The 15,929-nt window shown below is 40.0% G+C and carries 16 protein-coding genes and 1 tRNA gene; 6 read left to right on the forward strand and 11 right to left on the reverse strand.

The features are described 5' to 3' along the window. The 11 genes from PLE33_04935 to PLE33_04985 form a co-directional block, all read right to left on the reverse strand. A partial coding sequence (locus PLE33_04935; protein HPS60589.1) for a hypothetical protein occupies positions 1 to 206 on the reverse strand: 206 nt, incomplete at its 3' end. After that, complete coding sequence (gene smpB / locus PLE33_04940) at positions 151 to 579, reverse strand: SsrA-binding protein SmpB (protein HPS60590.1); 429 nt, start codon at positions 577 to 579, stop codon at positions 151 to 153. The genes smpB and PLE33_04935, both read right to left, overlap by 56 nt. After that, entirely contained in the window at positions 576 to 1,895 is a 1,320-nt protein-coding gene (locus PLE33_04945) for an amidohydrolase family protein (GenBank protein HPS60591.1), read from the reverse strand. The genes smpB and PLE33_04945 overlap by 4 nt, the downstream gene beginning before the upstream one ends. Then, positions 1,892 to 2,926, reverse strand: coding sequence for an S-methyl-5-thioribose-1-phosphate isomerase (mtnA, locus tag PLE33_04950; protein ID HPS60592.1), 1,035 nt, complete (start codon positions 2,924 to 2,926; stop codon positions 1,892 to 1,894). The genes PLE33_04945 and mtnA overlap by 4 nt, the downstream gene beginning before the upstream one ends. A gap of 451 nt (positions 2,927 to 3,377) precedes the next feature. Beyond that, a complete protein-coding gene (locus PLE33_04955; protein HPS60593.1) occupies positions 3,378 to 4,298 on the reverse strand; it encodes a 3-phosphoglycerate dehydrogenase in 921 nt (306 codons plus the stop codon). Between the two features lie 41 nt (positions 4,299 to 4,339). After that, positions 4,340 to 5,467: a sodium ion-translocating decarboxylase subunit beta gene (locus PLE33_04960; GenBank protein HPS60594.1), complete on the reverse strand. Its 1,128-nt coding sequence runs from the start codon at positions 5,465 to 5,467 to the stop codon at positions 4,340 to 4,342. A gap of 4 nt (positions 5,468 to 5,471) precedes the next feature. Further along, a complete protein-coding gene (locus PLE33_04965) occupies positions 5,472 to 6,185 on the reverse strand; it encodes a biotin/lipoyl-binding protein (protein ID HPS60595.1) in 714 nt (237 codons plus the stop codon). Positions 6,186 to 6,188: 3 nt separating this feature from the next. After that, positions 6,189 to 7,028 carry an OadG family protein gene (locus PLE33_04970; protein ID HPS60596.1) on the reverse strand — a complete coding sequence of 280 codons (840 nt, stop codon included), beginning with the start codon at positions 7,026 to 7,028 and terminating at the stop codon, positions 6,189 to 6,191. 10 nt (positions 7,029 to 7,038) lie between these two features. Continuing rightward, positions 7,039 to 8,625 (reverse strand): acyl-CoA carboxylase subunit beta, encoded by a 1,587-nt coding sequence (locus PLE33_04975; protein ID HPS60597.1) that lies wholly within the window; start codon positions 8,623 to 8,625, stop codon positions 7,039 to 7,041. A 621-nt stretch (positions 8,626 to 9,246) separates the two neighbouring features. Then, positions 9,247 to 9,627 carry a hypothetical protein gene (locus tag PLE33_04980; protein ID HPS60598.1) on the reverse strand — a complete coding sequence of 127 codons (381 nt, stop codon included), beginning with the start codon at positions 9,625 to 9,627 and terminating at the stop codon, positions 9,247 to 9,249. A gap of 22 nt (positions 9,628 to 9,649) precedes the next feature. Beyond that, positions 9,650 to 10,810: a hypothetical protein gene (locus PLE33_04985; GenBank protein HPS60599.1), complete on the reverse strand. Its 1,161-nt coding sequence runs from the start codon at positions 10,808 to 10,810 to the stop codon at positions 9,650 to 9,652. Positions 10,811 to 11,221: 411 nt separating this feature from the next. Between PLE33_04985 and PLE33_04990 the strand changes: the two genes are divergently transcribed. The 6 genes from PLE33_04990 (at position 11,222) to PLE33_05015 (ending at position 15,606) form a co-directional block, all read left to right on the forward strand. Beyond that, positions 11,222 to 11,297, forward strand: a tRNA-Lys gene (locus PLE33_04990). A gap of 147 nt (positions 11,298 to 11,444) precedes the next feature. Further along, on the forward strand, positions 11,445 to 12,611 hold the full coding sequence (gene metK / locus PLE33_04995) for a methionine adenosyltransferase (protein HPS60600.1): 1,167 nt from the start codon (positions 11,445 to 11,447) through the stop codon (positions 12,609 to 12,611). 14 nt (positions 12,612 to 12,625) lie between these two features. Continuing rightward, entirely contained in the window at positions 12,626 to 13,453 is an 828-nt protein-coding gene (gene kdsA / locus PLE33_05000; protein ID HPS60601.1) for a 3-deoxy-8-phosphooctulonate synthase, read from the forward strand. Then, a complete protein-coding gene (locus PLE33_05005; protein HPS60602.1) occupies positions 13,453 to 14,016 on the forward strand; it encodes an HAD-IIIA family hydrolase in 564 nt (187 codons plus the stop codon). The genes kdsA and PLE33_05005 overlap by 1 nt, the downstream gene beginning before the upstream one ends. After that, positions 13,976 to 14,530 carry an LPS export ABC transporter periplasmic protein LptC gene (gene lptC / locus PLE33_05010; protein ID HPS60603.1) on the forward strand — a complete coding sequence of 185 codons (555 nt, stop codon included), beginning with the start codon at positions 13,976 to 13,978 and terminating at the stop codon, positions 14,528 to 14,530. Before PLE33_05005 ends, lptC begins: the two co-directional genes overlap by 41 nt. After that, positions 14,524 to 15,606, forward strand: coding sequence for an OstA-like protein (locus tag PLE33_05015; GenBank protein ID HPS60604.1), 1,083 nt, complete (start codon positions 14,524 to 14,526; stop codon positions 15,604 to 15,606). The genes lptC and PLE33_05015 overlap by 7 nt, the downstream gene beginning before the upstream one ends. Positions 15,607 to 15,929: the final 323 nt, after the last annotated feature.

The raw sequence follows: 15,929 nt of genomic DNA on the forward strand, positions 1-15,929 counted from the left end.
TTTTGGTTGACCGGGAGGTCAGCCCTCCGGGGATTTTGGTTGACCGGGAGGTCAACCCTCCGGGGGTTTTGGTTGACCGGGAGGTCAACCCTCCGGGGTTTTTGGTTGACCGGGAGGTCAACCCTCCGGGGATTTTGGCTGACCGGGAGGTCAACCCTCCAGATCTCTCTCCAGATCTTTTTTGCGCATAGATTCTCTTTTATCATACGCCTTTTTCCCTTTTGCTAAAGCAAGGGTTATTTTACAAAGCCCTTCTTCATTGATGAATAGTTCCAAAGGAATTAGGGTCATTCCCTGTTCTTCCACTTTGGTTTTTAAGCGTTTTATTTCGTGTTTATGTAAAAGCAGTTTTCTTTTTCGTTCAGCTTCGTGATTAAAGTAGGCAGCTTTTTCCCAGGGGCTGATATGCAAATTATGCAGCCAGCATTCTCCTTCTTCAATTTTAGCATAGCTATCCTTGAAGTTTACTTTTCCAGCACGAATGGATTTTATTTCCGTTCCTTTTAAAGCAATACCTGCTTCCAGGGTTTGGATTATATAATAATCGTGTTCAGCGCGTCGGTTTTTAAAGGTTTTCATTGTTCCGTTGCCTGTAAAATCATTTCCTTATAGTCAGTTGCCTTATCCAGAAGCTGCTGTTCATTCACATTACAGAGTTGGCGTTTGTGCATAACTATTTTTCCTTGAATAATCATATCGCGAATACTGTTGCTATTTATTGCATACACCAAAAGGGAATAGGGATTGTAAACAGGGTTGTTTTCCAGTTCCTGTAAAGTAACAACAGCGATATCGGCAATTTTACCTTTTTCCAGAGAACCAAGTTCTTTTTCTTTGCCTAATGCCTTGGCAGCATTGATAGTAACAAAAGCAAATGCCTCTTTGGCGGGAAGCAATGCAGGGTCATTATTCAATGCTTTATGCAGTTTGGCAGTTACAGATAATTCCGTAAGTAAATCTAAATTATTGTTACTGGCAACACCATCGGTTCCTAAGCAGAGATTGATGCCTTTCTCCTGACACATTTTAACAGGGATAAAACCGGAGCTGAGTTTTAAGTTACTTTCCGTGCAAACAGCAATGCTGCTGAGTTTTTTTTCTGCCAAAAGTTCCATTTCCCGTTCATCAATCCAAATTCCGTGGGCAAAAATACTCCGCACCTCCAAAAGCCCTAATTCCTGCAAGTATTCCACAGGTCTCTTGTTATGCATTTTAAGGCAATTTTCCACTTCCTCTCTGGTTTCAGAAAGATGGGTATGAATCAGGATATTTTTATTTTTTGCAATTTCAGCACAGGTCTTTAAGGTCTGCGAACTACAGGCATAAATAGAATGTGGAGCTAAAGTAAAATCAATTAAAGGATTATTTTTATATTCCTCTTTCAGCACTTCTATTTTCTTTCCAATTGTGTTTTCCGGGCTATTTTTTGAAGGTTCATCATCAATCATCACTTCCCCTATCAAAACCCTTAAACCAGCTTGGGAACAGGCATCCGCTATGGAATTCATACAAAAATACATATCGTTGGTTGTGCTGATTCCGTTTTTAATCATTTCACTTGCACTATGCAAAGTTGCATCATACACAAATTGCGGTTTTATTAGTTTTGCTTCCAGGGGCCAAATATATTTCTGCAGCCAGATATTTAACGGCAGGTCATCAGCTAAACCGCGAAAATAGGTCATTGGTAAATGGGAATGCATATTTATCAAGCCGGGGATAATTAAACAGTTGTGCGTATCTATTTTTTGCTTGGTTTCGTAAGAGGAACTACCCTCAGGAAAAATAGCGTGTATCGTCCCGTCCTTAATGCCGATACAGTAATTTTCCAGAATTTGGCTTTGTGCATCCATCGTAATTACAGTGCCACCTTCCAGAACGATGTCAAAAATCATACTTGCACCTGCCGGGCTGCATCTTTGGGCTTGAAAATACCTTTGGGAGTAATAATTCCGGTGATAAGTTTAGCGGGAGTGATATCAAAAGCAGGATTTAATGCCGGTGAACCGGGATTGGCAAGATAGCTTCCATTGATGCGTTTAATTTCATCTTCATCACGAATTTCAATAGGAATATCACAACCCTCTTTACAAGATAAATCAAAAGTGCTGAAAGGGGCAGCTACATAAAAAGGAACTTTATGCTCTTTGGCTAAAACTGCCTTCTCATAAGTGCCTATTTTATTGGCAATATCGCCATTAAGACAAATTCTGTCAGCTCCGGTCAGCACCAAATCAATCTCCTTTTTCCAAAAATAAAAGCCCCCGGCGCTATCGGTTATTATTGTATGAGGAATACCTTCCTGCTCCAATTCAAAAGCAGTTAAGCGGGCACCTTGAAAACGAGGACGGGTTTCATCTATATAAACAAAAATATCTTTATTTTGCTGATGGGCAATGCGAATTACGGCTAAAGCGGTTCCCCAATCCACTGTAGCTAAAGCACCTGCATTACAATGAGTTAAAATTCGGGCTCCCTGGGGAACTATTTCACTGCCTGTTTTGCCGATTTGATAGCAGTCATCAATACTTTTTTTGGCAAATTCCCGGGCTGCTAAAATGGCTACCTGACGGGAATGCTTATAATCCGGAATAAACTTGATGGTCTGTTCATAAACATAATTTACCCCGTTGCGAAGGTCAATAGCGGTAGGACGGGTAGCAATAATTTCATCTCTGGCAGTGCGTAAATAGACCCTAAATTTTTCTTCCGGAGCATTTTGAGCTGCTAAAGCAATGGCATAAGCAGCTGCAGCTCCAATAGCAGGAGCTCCACGAACGGTCATTTCTCTGATGGCAGAACAAATTTCCAGATAATTACTGTATTCCGCAATCCGAAATTCGTGCGGTAATTTATTCTGGTCTATCATTTTAACCCGTTCATTTTCAAACCATACCGAAAGGTATTGTTTTCCGTTTATCTGCATTTATTCTCCATATTTTATAGCTCTTTAAGGTTAAAAAGTATTTTCTAAAAAAAGCGCATATTTCGTCAACATCTTTCTCATCAGTGGCATATTACGGGTTGCTGAAATCCGTTTATCCACCATTTTTAACCCAAATAATGCAGAAATAACCCAACGCAAAAAGAAAAGTGTTGCCTACTTTTCTCCTTTACTTGTTTGTTTTTTTGTAAATTTTTTGGTTGCATTGTCCAATATTACATCACCTCGGAGCCCGATATTTTCTCAATAACGCTCCGATATGATTCCCGTATCTTTCTCGTATCGCGATATGGGAACGATACGGGAATCTCATCTGCCGCATATTGCAAAAAAACAGGAACTGATTAACAAATATAAGGCGGAAGCATTCGTTTATAAAAAGATAACGGAAAGCAAAAATATGCCTCCCGTTATCTTCAAGGTGGGTATAGAGTTAGTTTACTTTATAGGTTGTCTCGCCTTTTTCAAAGAAGGCAATAATCTGTTTGGCAGCGGCAATTCCGGCATTGGTATTTGCTTCGCTGGTTTGAGCACCCATTTTTTTCGGGGTGAAGAAAACTCTTTCCGGATACTGTTCTAACAGGGTTGCACTGTTATCTGGAGCAACATCGCTCACATAGCGAAATTTCTTCTTTTCGGCAAATGCTTTCAAGAGAGCTTCTTCATCAATAATTTCCTTGCGTGCTGTATTCACCAGAACAGCATCATCTTTTACTAAGGATAAAAGATTCCAGTTTACGCACTTTTTGGTTTCATCGGTAGCTGGAATATGCAAAGAAATATAATCGCCAGATTTAAATACTTCTTCTACACTGTGTAAGGGTTTAACTCCTTCTTTCAGGATAACTTCATCCTTCAGATATGGGTCAAAGGCATAAACCTCCATACCGATTCCTTTGGCAATTTTTGCTACATACCGGGCAACCCAGCCAAAACCATACAGAGAAAGAATTTTGCCTGCCAGTTCTGTTCCGGATTTGCCGTTAAATTTGTTTCTGGCAATATAAATCATCATTCCGATGGCAAGTTCGGCAACGGCATTGGAATTTTGCCCCGGGGTGTTCATAGCTACAACATTATGTGCAGTAGCGGCTTTTAAATCAATATTGTCATAGCCGGCACCGGCACGGACTACAATTTTAAGTTTTGGTGCGGCATTAAAAGCTTCCGCATCCATAATATCGCTGCGGATAATTACTGCTTCCGCAGCAGCTAACGCTTTATGCAGTTCACTCTTATCGGTATAATTTTCCAGAAAGGAGTATTCGTAACCGGCTTTTTCCAGCTCGGCTTTGATTTTCTGAACTGCATCTGCGGCAAAGGGTTTTTCGGTTGCAATAAGGACTTTTGGCATTTTTGCCTCCTATGGTTTATTTTGTTGTTTCTGTTTATGTTTCATTTACCTAAAATTCCTAAAAGAACACCTGCAGCAACTGCCGAACCAACAACTCCTGCTACATTGGGTGCCATTGCATGCATTAGTAAATAATTCGTTTTATCGTATTGTTGACCCACAACCTGAGAAACGCGTGCTGAAGCGGGAACTGCAGAAACTCCCGCACTACCAATTAAGGGGTTTATTTTGTTTTTGGAAAAGAGATTCATAACCTTGGCAAAAATAACCCCGGCAGCAGTTGCCGCGGCAAAAGAAAAAGCCCCCAGGAAAAAGATTTTCAAGGTGGCAGGAGTTAAGAAAACATCAGCTGTGGTTTTAGCTCCAACGGTTAAGCCAATTAAAACAGTTACAACATCAATTAAAACAGTTCTGGCACTATTGGCAAGGCGATCAGTAACTCCACTTTCTTTTAACAGATTGCCTAAAAAAAGCATTGCCAGAAGAACAACACTACCCGGAGAAATGAAAGTGGTAACTACAAAAGCAATTATCGGGAAAATTATTTTTTCCTTCTTGGAAACTACTCGTAAAGGTTTCATCCTAATAAGACGCTCTTTTTTGGTGGTGAGCAATTTCATAATCGGAGGTTGAATTATCGGCACCAAAGCCATATAAGAATATGCTGCCAAAGCTATTGAGCCCAAAAGATGAGGTGCCAGTTTGGAAGCTAAAAAAATGGAAGTGGGTCCGTCAGCTCCTCCGATTATGCCAATGGAAGCAGCTTCCAAGATATTAAATCCCAATAGGATACTGCCAATAAAAGTAGCAAAAATTCCAAATTGAGCTGCCGCACCTAAAAGAATAAGTCGCGGATTGGCAATTAAAGTAGAAAAATCGGTCATTGCTCCTATTCCTAAAAAAATCAGGGAAGGATAAATGCTTTTATTTACACCGAAATAGAGATAGTTTAAAACAGAGCCCTCATTCATTACTCCTAATCCTTGTTGACTAACCCCGGGCATATTGCCAACAATGATGCCAAAACCGATAGGAATCAACAGCAGGGGCTCAAATTCTTTCGCTACACCCAAATAGACAAAAACCATCCCGATGATAATCATCATCAGATTTCCCCAGGTTACATTCATAAAACCCGTGCTCTGAATAAATTGGCTTAATTCCTGCATAAAGCTAATCCTCAAACTCAATTAGGGGGTCATTATCCTGCACGAGGTCTCCCTTATGCACATATATTTTACTTATTTTTCCTGTTCTGGGGCTGTAAATATCCGATTCCATCTTCATCGCTTCCAGAATTAAAACAGTATCTCCTTCTTTTACATAGTCATTAGGCAGGACTTTAATTTCCATAATCGTTCCAGGAATAGGAGCACGCAGAATCTTTTCCGTAACTGCCGTTTTTTCAGTTGGCTCTACTAAACTTGGTTTCGGTGGTTTACTTACCGGTGGAGTTTTAATTTCAGCTCCGGTAATGGTCATCATTAAATCTCCTTCTTTCACGGGAGCACGTTCCTTAACAAGGATTTTGTCAATTTTTCCGTCAACGGGAGAAGCAATCTCGCTTTGCATCTTCATCGCCTCAATGATGATAATTGCCTGTCCTTTTTTCACTTCTTCTTTTTCGGAAACAAGGATGGTAACTATCACTCCGGGAAGCGGAGCGCGAATTTCACCTGAATAAAGATCGGTGCTACTGCTGAATGCAGGTGCCAAAGGAACAGCTTTTTCCTGAACGGCAAGCTTAGGGATATTGTGAATTTTATCGTCTTCAATTTGTACCAGATATTCTGTTCCGTTCAAATTTATTTTTGCATGGGTAGGGCTGTATTCTACAATTTTGGCTTCAAAATGTTCGTTATTAATTAACAACTTATAGGTCTTCATCATTTATCTCCGCTTAAGGTAAATTTCCCGATTGGGCATATTTAACATTGAACTGGCACGCCATTGATTTGTGGGAGTGCGTTTAAAGGTTAAGGCAATTTTTCTTTTCTCTTCCAGAGATTGCTCATACAAAAATATAGTGGCTGCCAGAGCAACTATTACATTGTGATTTAAAGTGGCGGAAGCGGCACGAACTTTTCCTCCCGGAGAAATTTTCAGGTCTGCCTTTTTTTCTTTGGGGGGGCGGTTCAGATGATTCAATTGCCCGATTATAATACTGGTAATCAACAAAGCAGCAAATACAGTTAGCATTCCTACCAGGGTTATATTAAGCCCGAAATTTAAGCTTTTTGCTTCAAATTGCCGGTGAATTTTTTTGATATCTTCGGGGGTTATGTTTAATGACTGCAAAGAATAACTATCCCATTTTTGAGAATTGGGCTTATCCAGTCCGATATCCTGTTTGATTTTTTTCACAGGCATTTTAAGTGCCGCGGCAACTTCTTCTAAAGTGGATAATTCTGTGTAACCATAAATGCTATATTGTTGTGCCAAAAGTGCTTTATAAGGAGTAATGCCCAGTTTTCTTAAACTCATTTTATCCAGTTTTTCGTTTTGCGGTTCCAAACCGAGGTAGCTCTTCCAACGGTCTATATCCTTAATTTGCAGTTTATTGGCTACTTCAGCAAGAGGAGCTGTATCCCGAAAACCGTATTCGGAAAGGATTTCTTTTCCCCGGGCTAAGGATAAGCTATCGGAAATTGTTGGCGCATTTACACTTATTTGAGCTCCGGCAGATACAATGCAGAAGACAGCTATTACAATAAATACTATTTTTCGCATTGCCGATACCTTACAAAGGAATATTGCCATGCTTGCGGGGAGGAATGCTGTCGTTTTTATTTGCCAGCATTTCCAAAGCACGAATTAAACGAAATCTTGTTTCGGAGGGCTCAATGATATCATCTATATATCCCCTTTCCGCAGCTACGAAAGGATTGGCAAATTTTTCCCGATATTCTTTTTCCCGCTCCTGAAGAACTGCCTTAGGGTTTTCTGCTGCCATTGCTTCTTTGCGAAAAATAACTTCCACTGCGCTTTCAGGACCCATAACTGCAATTTCGGCAGAGGGCCAGGCATAAACAATATCGGCACGCATATGACGACTATTCATTACACAATAGGCACCCCCGTAGGCCTTACGGATAATGACAGTTACTTTGGGAACTGTAGCTTCCGCAAAAGCATAAAGAAGTTTTGCTCCGTTACGAATAATTCCGTTATGCTCTTGCATCGTTCCAGGCAAAAAACCGGGAACATCTTCCAAAACCACCAAAGGGATATTGAAAGAATCACAAAAACGCACAAATCGGGCTCCTTTGATACTGGCATCAATATCTAAAACACCGGCTAAAATTTTGGGCTGATTAGCTACAATTCCTACACTGCGACCATTCATTCTGCCAAAACCAACAATTATGTTCTGGGCAAAGTTACTCATCACTTGCAAAAATTCGCCCTCATCAACAAGCGGATAAATCACTTCCAGCATATCGTATGGCTTATTAGGATTTTCCGGAACCAGCTCATTTAGAACATCACAACTACGAGTGACAGGATCAGCACCCGGAACATAAGGCGGGTCTTCCAAGTTATTGGAAGGCAAATAACTTAACAGTAACTTGATGGTTAGCATAGCATCTTCTTCACTATTAGCAATAAAATGCGCTACTCCACTTTTACCGGTATGAACTTTTGCTCCACCCAAATCTGCATTACTAACTGTTTCATTTAAGACGGTTTTAACAACCTTCGGTCCGGTAACGAACATATAGCTGTTGCTTTTTTCCATCACAATGAAATCTGTGATAGCTGGAGAATATACAGCTCCACCTGCACAGGGACCTAAAATAGCAGAAATTTGAGGTATCACTCCACTTGCCATTACATTCCGCCAAAAAATCTCAGCGTAACCTGCAAGAGCATCAACCCCTTCCTGAATTCTGGCTCCGCCGGAATCATTCAGCCCAATTAAAGGACAACCGTTTTTAAGTGCCATATCCATCACTTTGCAGATTTTATCAGCGTAGGTCTTAGATAGAGAACCACCAAAAACAGTAAAATCCTGAGCAAAAATATAGACCATTCTTTCATTGATGGTGGCGCAACCTGTTACTACACCATCCCCGGGATGAATATATTTATCCAAACCGAAATTGGTGCAACGATGAGTTACGAACATATCAAATTCTTCAAAACTATCGGGATCAACCAGCAGGGCAATCCTTTCTCTCGCAGTTAGTTTACCTTTTGCGTGCTGTTCGGCAATGCGTTTTTCTCCACCACCTAAAAGAGCGGCAGAGCGTTTTGCCTTCAGCTTTTCCAGAGGGCTCTGGTTTTCCATTTCTTTTCTTTCCTGTTTTTTTTTCTTATTTTTCAAAAAGTTATGCCATAGTCATTTTTTCTAAAGCTGTTTTTTAGTAAAGGGAAATGTTCCGTGGTTTATGATAGTTGTTATGTCTAAAGCTGTTTTCTATTGTTTTCTGTCGTCCCGCTGGGAATTTAAATTTGCAATCCTCTTAATCCTTAAATCCTTGTTTCAAAAACTAAATCTGCATAATCAGCGTGAAAATATCCAAGAAGAACAACATCCTCGTCGTTCCCTTTACAGCCAAATTATGTAGTTTCCGCTATCTTCTATGATAGCTTGATAGTTTGATTGTTGTGGGTTGACCAGGAGGTCAACCCTCCGAATTTTGGTTGACCAGGAGGTCAACCCTCCGGAGAAACGACATCCTTGTCGTTTATTACGGTTGACCGGGAGGTCAACTTTCCTGTATTTTACTGGATTAAAACCTGTCGCTCAAATCTGTCTTCACGCTGGGAATTTAAATTTGCAATCCTCTTAATCCTTAAATCCTTAAATCCTTGTTTCTAACATTCAAACCCTAAAATCCTTGTTTCTAACATTCAAACCCTAAAATCCTTGTTTCAAAAATCAAAATCCCAATTTCCTGCTCATCCTTAGGGTATTTAATCTTTTCCCTGTTTATGAAAGCGTCTAAACACATAATAACATCTTACGGCTAAGAACTAACTCATCTGAATACAAGGTTATATAATAGACCCCGGTTTTGCAAAGCTGTCCATATTTATCTTTTCCATTCCAGAACACAGGACTGTCGGTAACCTTAAAACTGATAACTTCCTGCTCCAACACATTGGTAATTACCAGTTTATATAATCCTGTAAGGTGAAAGTTAAAGATAATTTCAACAGCTTCCCCTTTATGCATTGGACTGGGAGAAACTTCCATTAAGCAATTATAATTAGCTGTAGATTCATTAGCAGGGGATTCGGGTTTTGTAGCCAAACTGCATCCCATAAGCATAATAAGCAGAAAAATGCATCCGGCAAGAAGATATATTTTAGGCATATTCATCTTAGTTCCTCATATATTAGTATTATTTAAGCAGCATTGATATAATCTGAAAAGCATTTAAATTGCAACCAAAATTGTAGATATTCTTATCTTTGCATTGGCTTCCTCCAGGGAAAGAAGAATAGTTTCCCTTAAGTGAAACCAGATCTCTATAATGCAAATCCAAACCAATACCATAAGTAACACCTTCAATATTCCCCCCTTTATCTTTATGATAGCCACCTCTTAAATAAATGGTATCCAGAAAACCAAGCTCTGTTCCAATTCCATAAATATTGGGGCTTTTCGTTCTATCATCATTCATTCCGGCAAGAAGACGCAGGCATCCAAAATTTTCAAAATTATCCATTATCCTTTTCTTTTTCAGATAGTTCGGATTTTTAAGCGATGCAGAACAAGCAATTCCAGTGTTTGTGCTTTTGTATATTTTATTTGGTTGCTCTAAACTATATTCAATATTGTCCTCAAAGACATTGAACATAGAAATTCCGGCTACGGATTCCAGATGTATTTTGTCGGTTAAGGGAAAACTATATTTTAAAAGAGCTCCGGAATCTATACAATTAGCATCATATTCTTCATCTATAGAAGCGGGATAATTATAGCCAGGATCAATAGAACTGTAATTTAAAATATAATTCATCCCGAGGCAAAGGTCTAATTTTTTGTTAGAGAATGTATTATCGTTACTAATAATCCGATAGAGATCGGCAAAATTAACTGAAATTCCTAAGGGATGCATTACTTCCTTTAGTTCCTTCGTAATTCCTGTCTCATAACCATTTTCATCAGTAAGTGATATCCTTCCATAATCAGCTTTTATTCCCCAAGTTTGAACATTGGTAATAGAAGGGAAAAGAAAGCCCATACCCTTATAAGATAAACTCATCATTGAAGCATAATAGGTATTTTCTTTTTCATCCCCGGGATGTTTTAATCTCATAAAATCATAGCAGGTATTGGAATAACTGAGCCCTGTATGCAAAGATGGATAAGCAGGATTATCATAAGCATTTAAAGGTTCATTGTGCCAAATATTTACAACCCCTACAGGACTTCCACCCATAGCAAGATTAATTGCCGAGGGCTCAAAACCATTTACCAGTAAAGCATAATTGGAGATAGCCGATAAATTTGCTATCACCGCAGCTAAAATAAAAGCCAGCAAGATTACTTTCCGCATCTAAAAAACTCCTCAAAATAACTTTATGTATTTGTAAAATTTTAGCTCTTTCTGTCAAGAATTTTCTTTCAACTTACCGATCCTAACACTTTTCCCTGAAATACCTTGCCATTGACAGCATCTTGTCGTTTCCCTTACAACCGAGCTAATTCTTTACGCATAATTGGCGGTAACGAAATAAATCAGGTGTGTTAGCTTTTTGGTTGACCAGGAGGTCAACCCTCCGAATTTTGGTTGACCGGGAGGTCAACCCTCCGAAAAAAGGACATCCCTGTCGTTTGATATGGTTGACCGGGAGGTCAACCCTCCGTATTTTGGTTGACCGGGACATCAATCTTCCCTCCAAATTCTTTACCCCTGTTTTTGCTTGACAGTATGCCTCTCTCAAAAAGAATGACCCAAATTTTAAGTGCATCTTTAGCTCAGCTGGTAGAGCAACTGACTCTTAATCAGTGGGTCCGGGGTTCGAATCCCCGAAGATGTACCATATTTAAAATAGCGGTAATTTGCCCTTTGCTCCGCAGCCAAAATGTGCTAAAGTGCGGTAAATAGTTTTGCCGGCTTTAGCAGCCGGCTTTTTTTTAAGATAAAGAAAGGGTGTGTAAGTCAGATATTGAAAAATTAGGAGATATAAATGACAGCTGCATTACATGCAATCAACAACACTGATAGAAACGGCTATGTATTCACCTCAGAGTCCGTATCGGAAGGTCATCCGGATAAGGTTTGTGATCAGATTTCGGATGCTATTTTGGATGCCTATCTGGCAGCCGATCCTCATTCCAAGGTTGCCTGTGAAACATTAGCTACAGAAAACAGGATAGTGCTTTCGGGAGAAATCTCTTCCCGGGCAACCGTAGATATTGAAAAAATCGTGCGGGACACAATAAAGGAAATCGGTTATACAAATCCGGACAAAGGTTTTGACTATAATTGCCTGATAAATAACTATCTTCATCGTCAGGAAGCTGCTTTGGAAGAGAATACCGGAGCGGGAGACCAAGGTTTAATGTTTGGCTATGCCTGTTCCCAAACCAAGAATTTGATGCCGGTGCCTATTGAGCTGGCTCATAAGCTGCTCTATAATTTGGCGCAGGCAAGAAAAAACGGAACCGTAAAACACTTGCTGCCCGATTCCAAAAGTCAGGTTTCAATGCGTTATTTGGGACGCAAAGCGGTGGACTTAAAATGCCTGGTAATTTCTACTCATCACGATGTTTTAAGCGAGAACGACTTTGAGGAATTGAAAGAGCAAATAAAGCAAATAGTTATCTTACCTTCAATAGCCGATATTGAAGATGAATGCAAGGGCTATTTTGAAACCAAGAATTGTGAAATTAAAATCAATCCTTTAGGTCCCTGGCAGGATGGAGGTCCCGCTTTTGATACAGGACTTACAGGCAGGAAAATAATTGTAGATACTTATGGCGGCTGGGCTCAACATGGGGGAGGTGCTTTTTCCGGAAAGGATGCTACCAAAGTAGATAGAAGCGCTGCCTATATGGCAAGGCATATTGCCAAAAGCATTGTTACCAGTGGATTAGCCGGTGAATGCTTAATTCAATTCAGCTTTGTGATTGGAGAACAGAAACCGGTTTCTTTGATGGTAGATACTTTTGGCAGCGGCAAAGAAAGCGATGCGGAAATAGAAAGAATCATTGCCCGAAACTTTGACTTGACAGTTGGCGGGATTATTAATTACTTAGATTTATGTAAGCCAATATTCTTTCCCACTGCTTCTTACGGTCATTTCGGCAGAGAAGGTTTTTCCTGGGAAAGGGTTAAGCATATTTCCAGATAAAGGAGAAAGCTGCATTGCTGTTTGAAAATTCAAGGGATAAACTCTATCCTGAGCTTTCATCCTGTAAAAACTTCTTTCTGATTGCAGGTCCCTGCGTTATTGAAGAAGAAAGCATAATGCTTGCCATAGCGGAAGCACTGAAGGAACTTTGTGCCCGAAAAGCAATTCCCTTAGTTTTTAAGGCCTCCTATAAAAAAGCAAATCGCAGTTCTGTTAATTCCTTCAGCGGTCCCGGAATGGAAGAAGGGCTGAAACTGCTAAGTAAAATCAAGCAGGATTTTGAGGTTCCAATTCTAACCGATGTGCATGAATGCGTTGAAGTTGCTTCTGCTGCAGAGGTCTGTGACATTTTACAAATTCCCGCCTTTCTTTCCCGGCAGACGGATTTAATAACGGCTGCTGCCGCAACGGGTAAAACAATCAACATCAAAAAAGGGCAATTTATGGCTCCTGAGGATATGCAACTGGCTGCCGAAAAAGCAAGTAGCACAGGTAATAAACAAATTCTTTTAACGGAGCGCGGAACTACTTTCGGTTATCATAATCTGGTGGTGGATTTCCGCAGTTTTATTATTATGAGCCAGTTTGGTTATCCTGTTGTTTATGATGTAACTCATTCTTTGCAAAGACCTTCACTGGGTAATTTTTCCGGAGGCAATCCTGAATTTGCTTTACCGCTGGCTAAAGCTGCAATTGCTACAGGACAGGTAAAAGGTCTATTTATAGAAACGCATCCGGAACCGCATAAAGCAAAAAGTGACGCTGCCAGTATGCTTCCTTTGGCAGAAATGGAATTTCTTATCCAGAGCTGTCTGCAGGTTATTACAGAAAAGGAAAAGTGATGATGTATAACAAAAAAGCTTTAACTAAACCCATTAAACGGTTAGTTCCCTGGAACGATATCAAACTAATCGTCTTTGATTGTGACGGAGTTCTTACGGACGGTCGTTTTATTTATGGCTCCACCAATCTGGAATTGAAACATTTTCACGGTCACGATGGCTTGGGTTTTAAACTACTGCAAAAGACGGATATTATTATTAGTGTTATCAGTGGACGCGGTTCCGAGGCATTGGAAAGACGCTGTAAGGATTTAAATATAACCTATCTTTTTCAAAATGTGGCAAATAAGCTGCAGTGTCTGGATAATTTGTTAAAGGAATTAAACCTTATTTATACCAATGTTGCCTATATGGGCGATGACTGGAATGATGTTCCGGTAATGCAAAAAGTTGCTTTTTCCGCAGCACCGGCTGATGCTCAACCCGATGTAGCAAAAATAGTGGATTGGGTTTCGGAATTTAAAGGTGGACAAGGTGCTGCCAGAGATATGATTAACTATGTGCTCACGCGTAAAGGTATCTATGAAAAGACCGTTTTGGCTTATCTGGATAGTATCGGTTAGCATTCTTATTTTGCTAACTTCCTGTCAAAAAGATAGTTTGCAGTTATCAACGGATGTTTTAGCGCGTGATTTGCCCGATGAAATAAGTTATAATGTTAAACTGATACAACTGGATAATGACCGCAACGAATATTTTCTGGAAGCAAACAAGATAGAGCGCTTTTATAACCGGCGTTTGCTGTATGCCTATAAAGTAACTCTTACCACCTATGACAAAAATAACCAGATAAGTTCTGTTATTAAAGCCGATACAACTATTGTTGACGACGCCCGCAACCTTATTTTTGCTAATGGAAATGCTCTTCTTACTTCTCCTAATGGAACTTTGGCTACCCAAAAATTGGTGTGGGAAAGGTCTATTGATGAAATAACAGCTCCCTTAACAGTTACCGTTACCCGTGCCGGTAATATTATGCAAGGTCAGAATTTACGCACCAACAGCCATTTAAGCATCGTAGAAATGGATGCTGTTTCTGCCGAGGGCATTGTAAAAGAAGAAGAAATTAAGTGGTAAAAAGGATTCTTTCCTGTCTGCTGCTTTCTCTTCTGTTTTTGCCTTTAATAGCCAAACAGAAACAAGCAGAAGAAGAATTCCGTCTGGTTCATTCTGATAAGCTCTTTATGACCAAAATGGAGAATGAACAAGCCCTGGAATTGAACGGAAATGTACATTTCTTCTATGGAAACACAGAATTCCTTTGTCGGAATGCCCTAATTCTGGATAAACAGAAAATAGCTCGTCTGGCAGGAAATGTTATTGTAAAAAACGACAGCTTGACTTTGGAAGCAGATACTTTAGCTTATTACAGGATTCCGGATTTGATGAACCTGGGGGGAAGAATAACTGCCACCGAAAAAACTAAAGAAGGTGTTTACCGCTGGCTGAAAAGCAGTTTTGCCTCTTACGACAAGAAAAATCAAATTATAACCGCCTGGAATAATGTGCGCGGTTTTGATTATCAAGAAAATGCCCGGGTAAAATGCGGCTATGCACAATGGGATAGAGGAAACGGCTATGCTTTGATGTTGGATGAGCCCTTTTTAACTTCCGGAACCGAAGATACCCTTTCCGTGGCTGCGGAAAAAATGGAATACTTTGCCCCGGAACGCAAACTGATTGCCACTTTCAATGTTCGGGTGGATAGAGGTGAATTCAATGCTACCAGCGCTTTTCTCATCTATTTTCTGGAATCTGAAAAAGCAATTTTTACCGGAGAGCCCAAGTTTGTTTCCGATTTTGCCGATGCTGTAGCCCGGGAATTTCATCTCTATTTGAAAGAACGAAAATTAGCGAAAGCCGAATTAATTGATTCCTGCCACATTGATTTTGCCGAAGAACGATTTAGCCCAAAGAAAAATAAAGTGGATGCGGATTTGGTTACTATGGATTTTCAGGATGAGCAACTGCGAAAATTTACCGCCGAAGGAAAAGTGGGCTATTTCTATCAACAAGATGAAACCGAAAAAAAGGATTTTATGGCTAATAGCGCTACAGGGCTTTACCTGCAGGCGAATTTTAATGAAGAAAGCAAGCTCCAAAATATGCAAATGCGAACGGATATTAACGGGAAATATGTATTTAAGAAATGAAGGGATGTCTTGTCACCTGCCCTCAATGAAACCACACCCCGATGCTTGTTTTGACTTACAATTTTGCCAATGCCATCACAGAAACCACAACCCACTCTTATAGTTCACTTACAACCGCTTTTTAACTGGTCTCCAAACCTGAAAATTGTGAGTTAAAACAAGAATCCTGCACACTGCCAACCTATCCATACCAACCCCTCAAATTCCACAATCGTGTAAGAATGTCCTTTTTCACATTTACAGAGTTGGGTGGAATTGTTCAGAAATCGTTGTTTCGGGGCGAATTTTTGTTTTAACTCTAAACCGAGCTTCAGCTTTGACAG

The organism is Candidatus Cloacimonas sp., from assembly GCA_035403355.1.
Taxonomy (GTDB): Bacteria; Cloacimonadota; Cloacimonadia; order Cloacimonadales; family Cloacimonadaceae; genus Cloacimonas.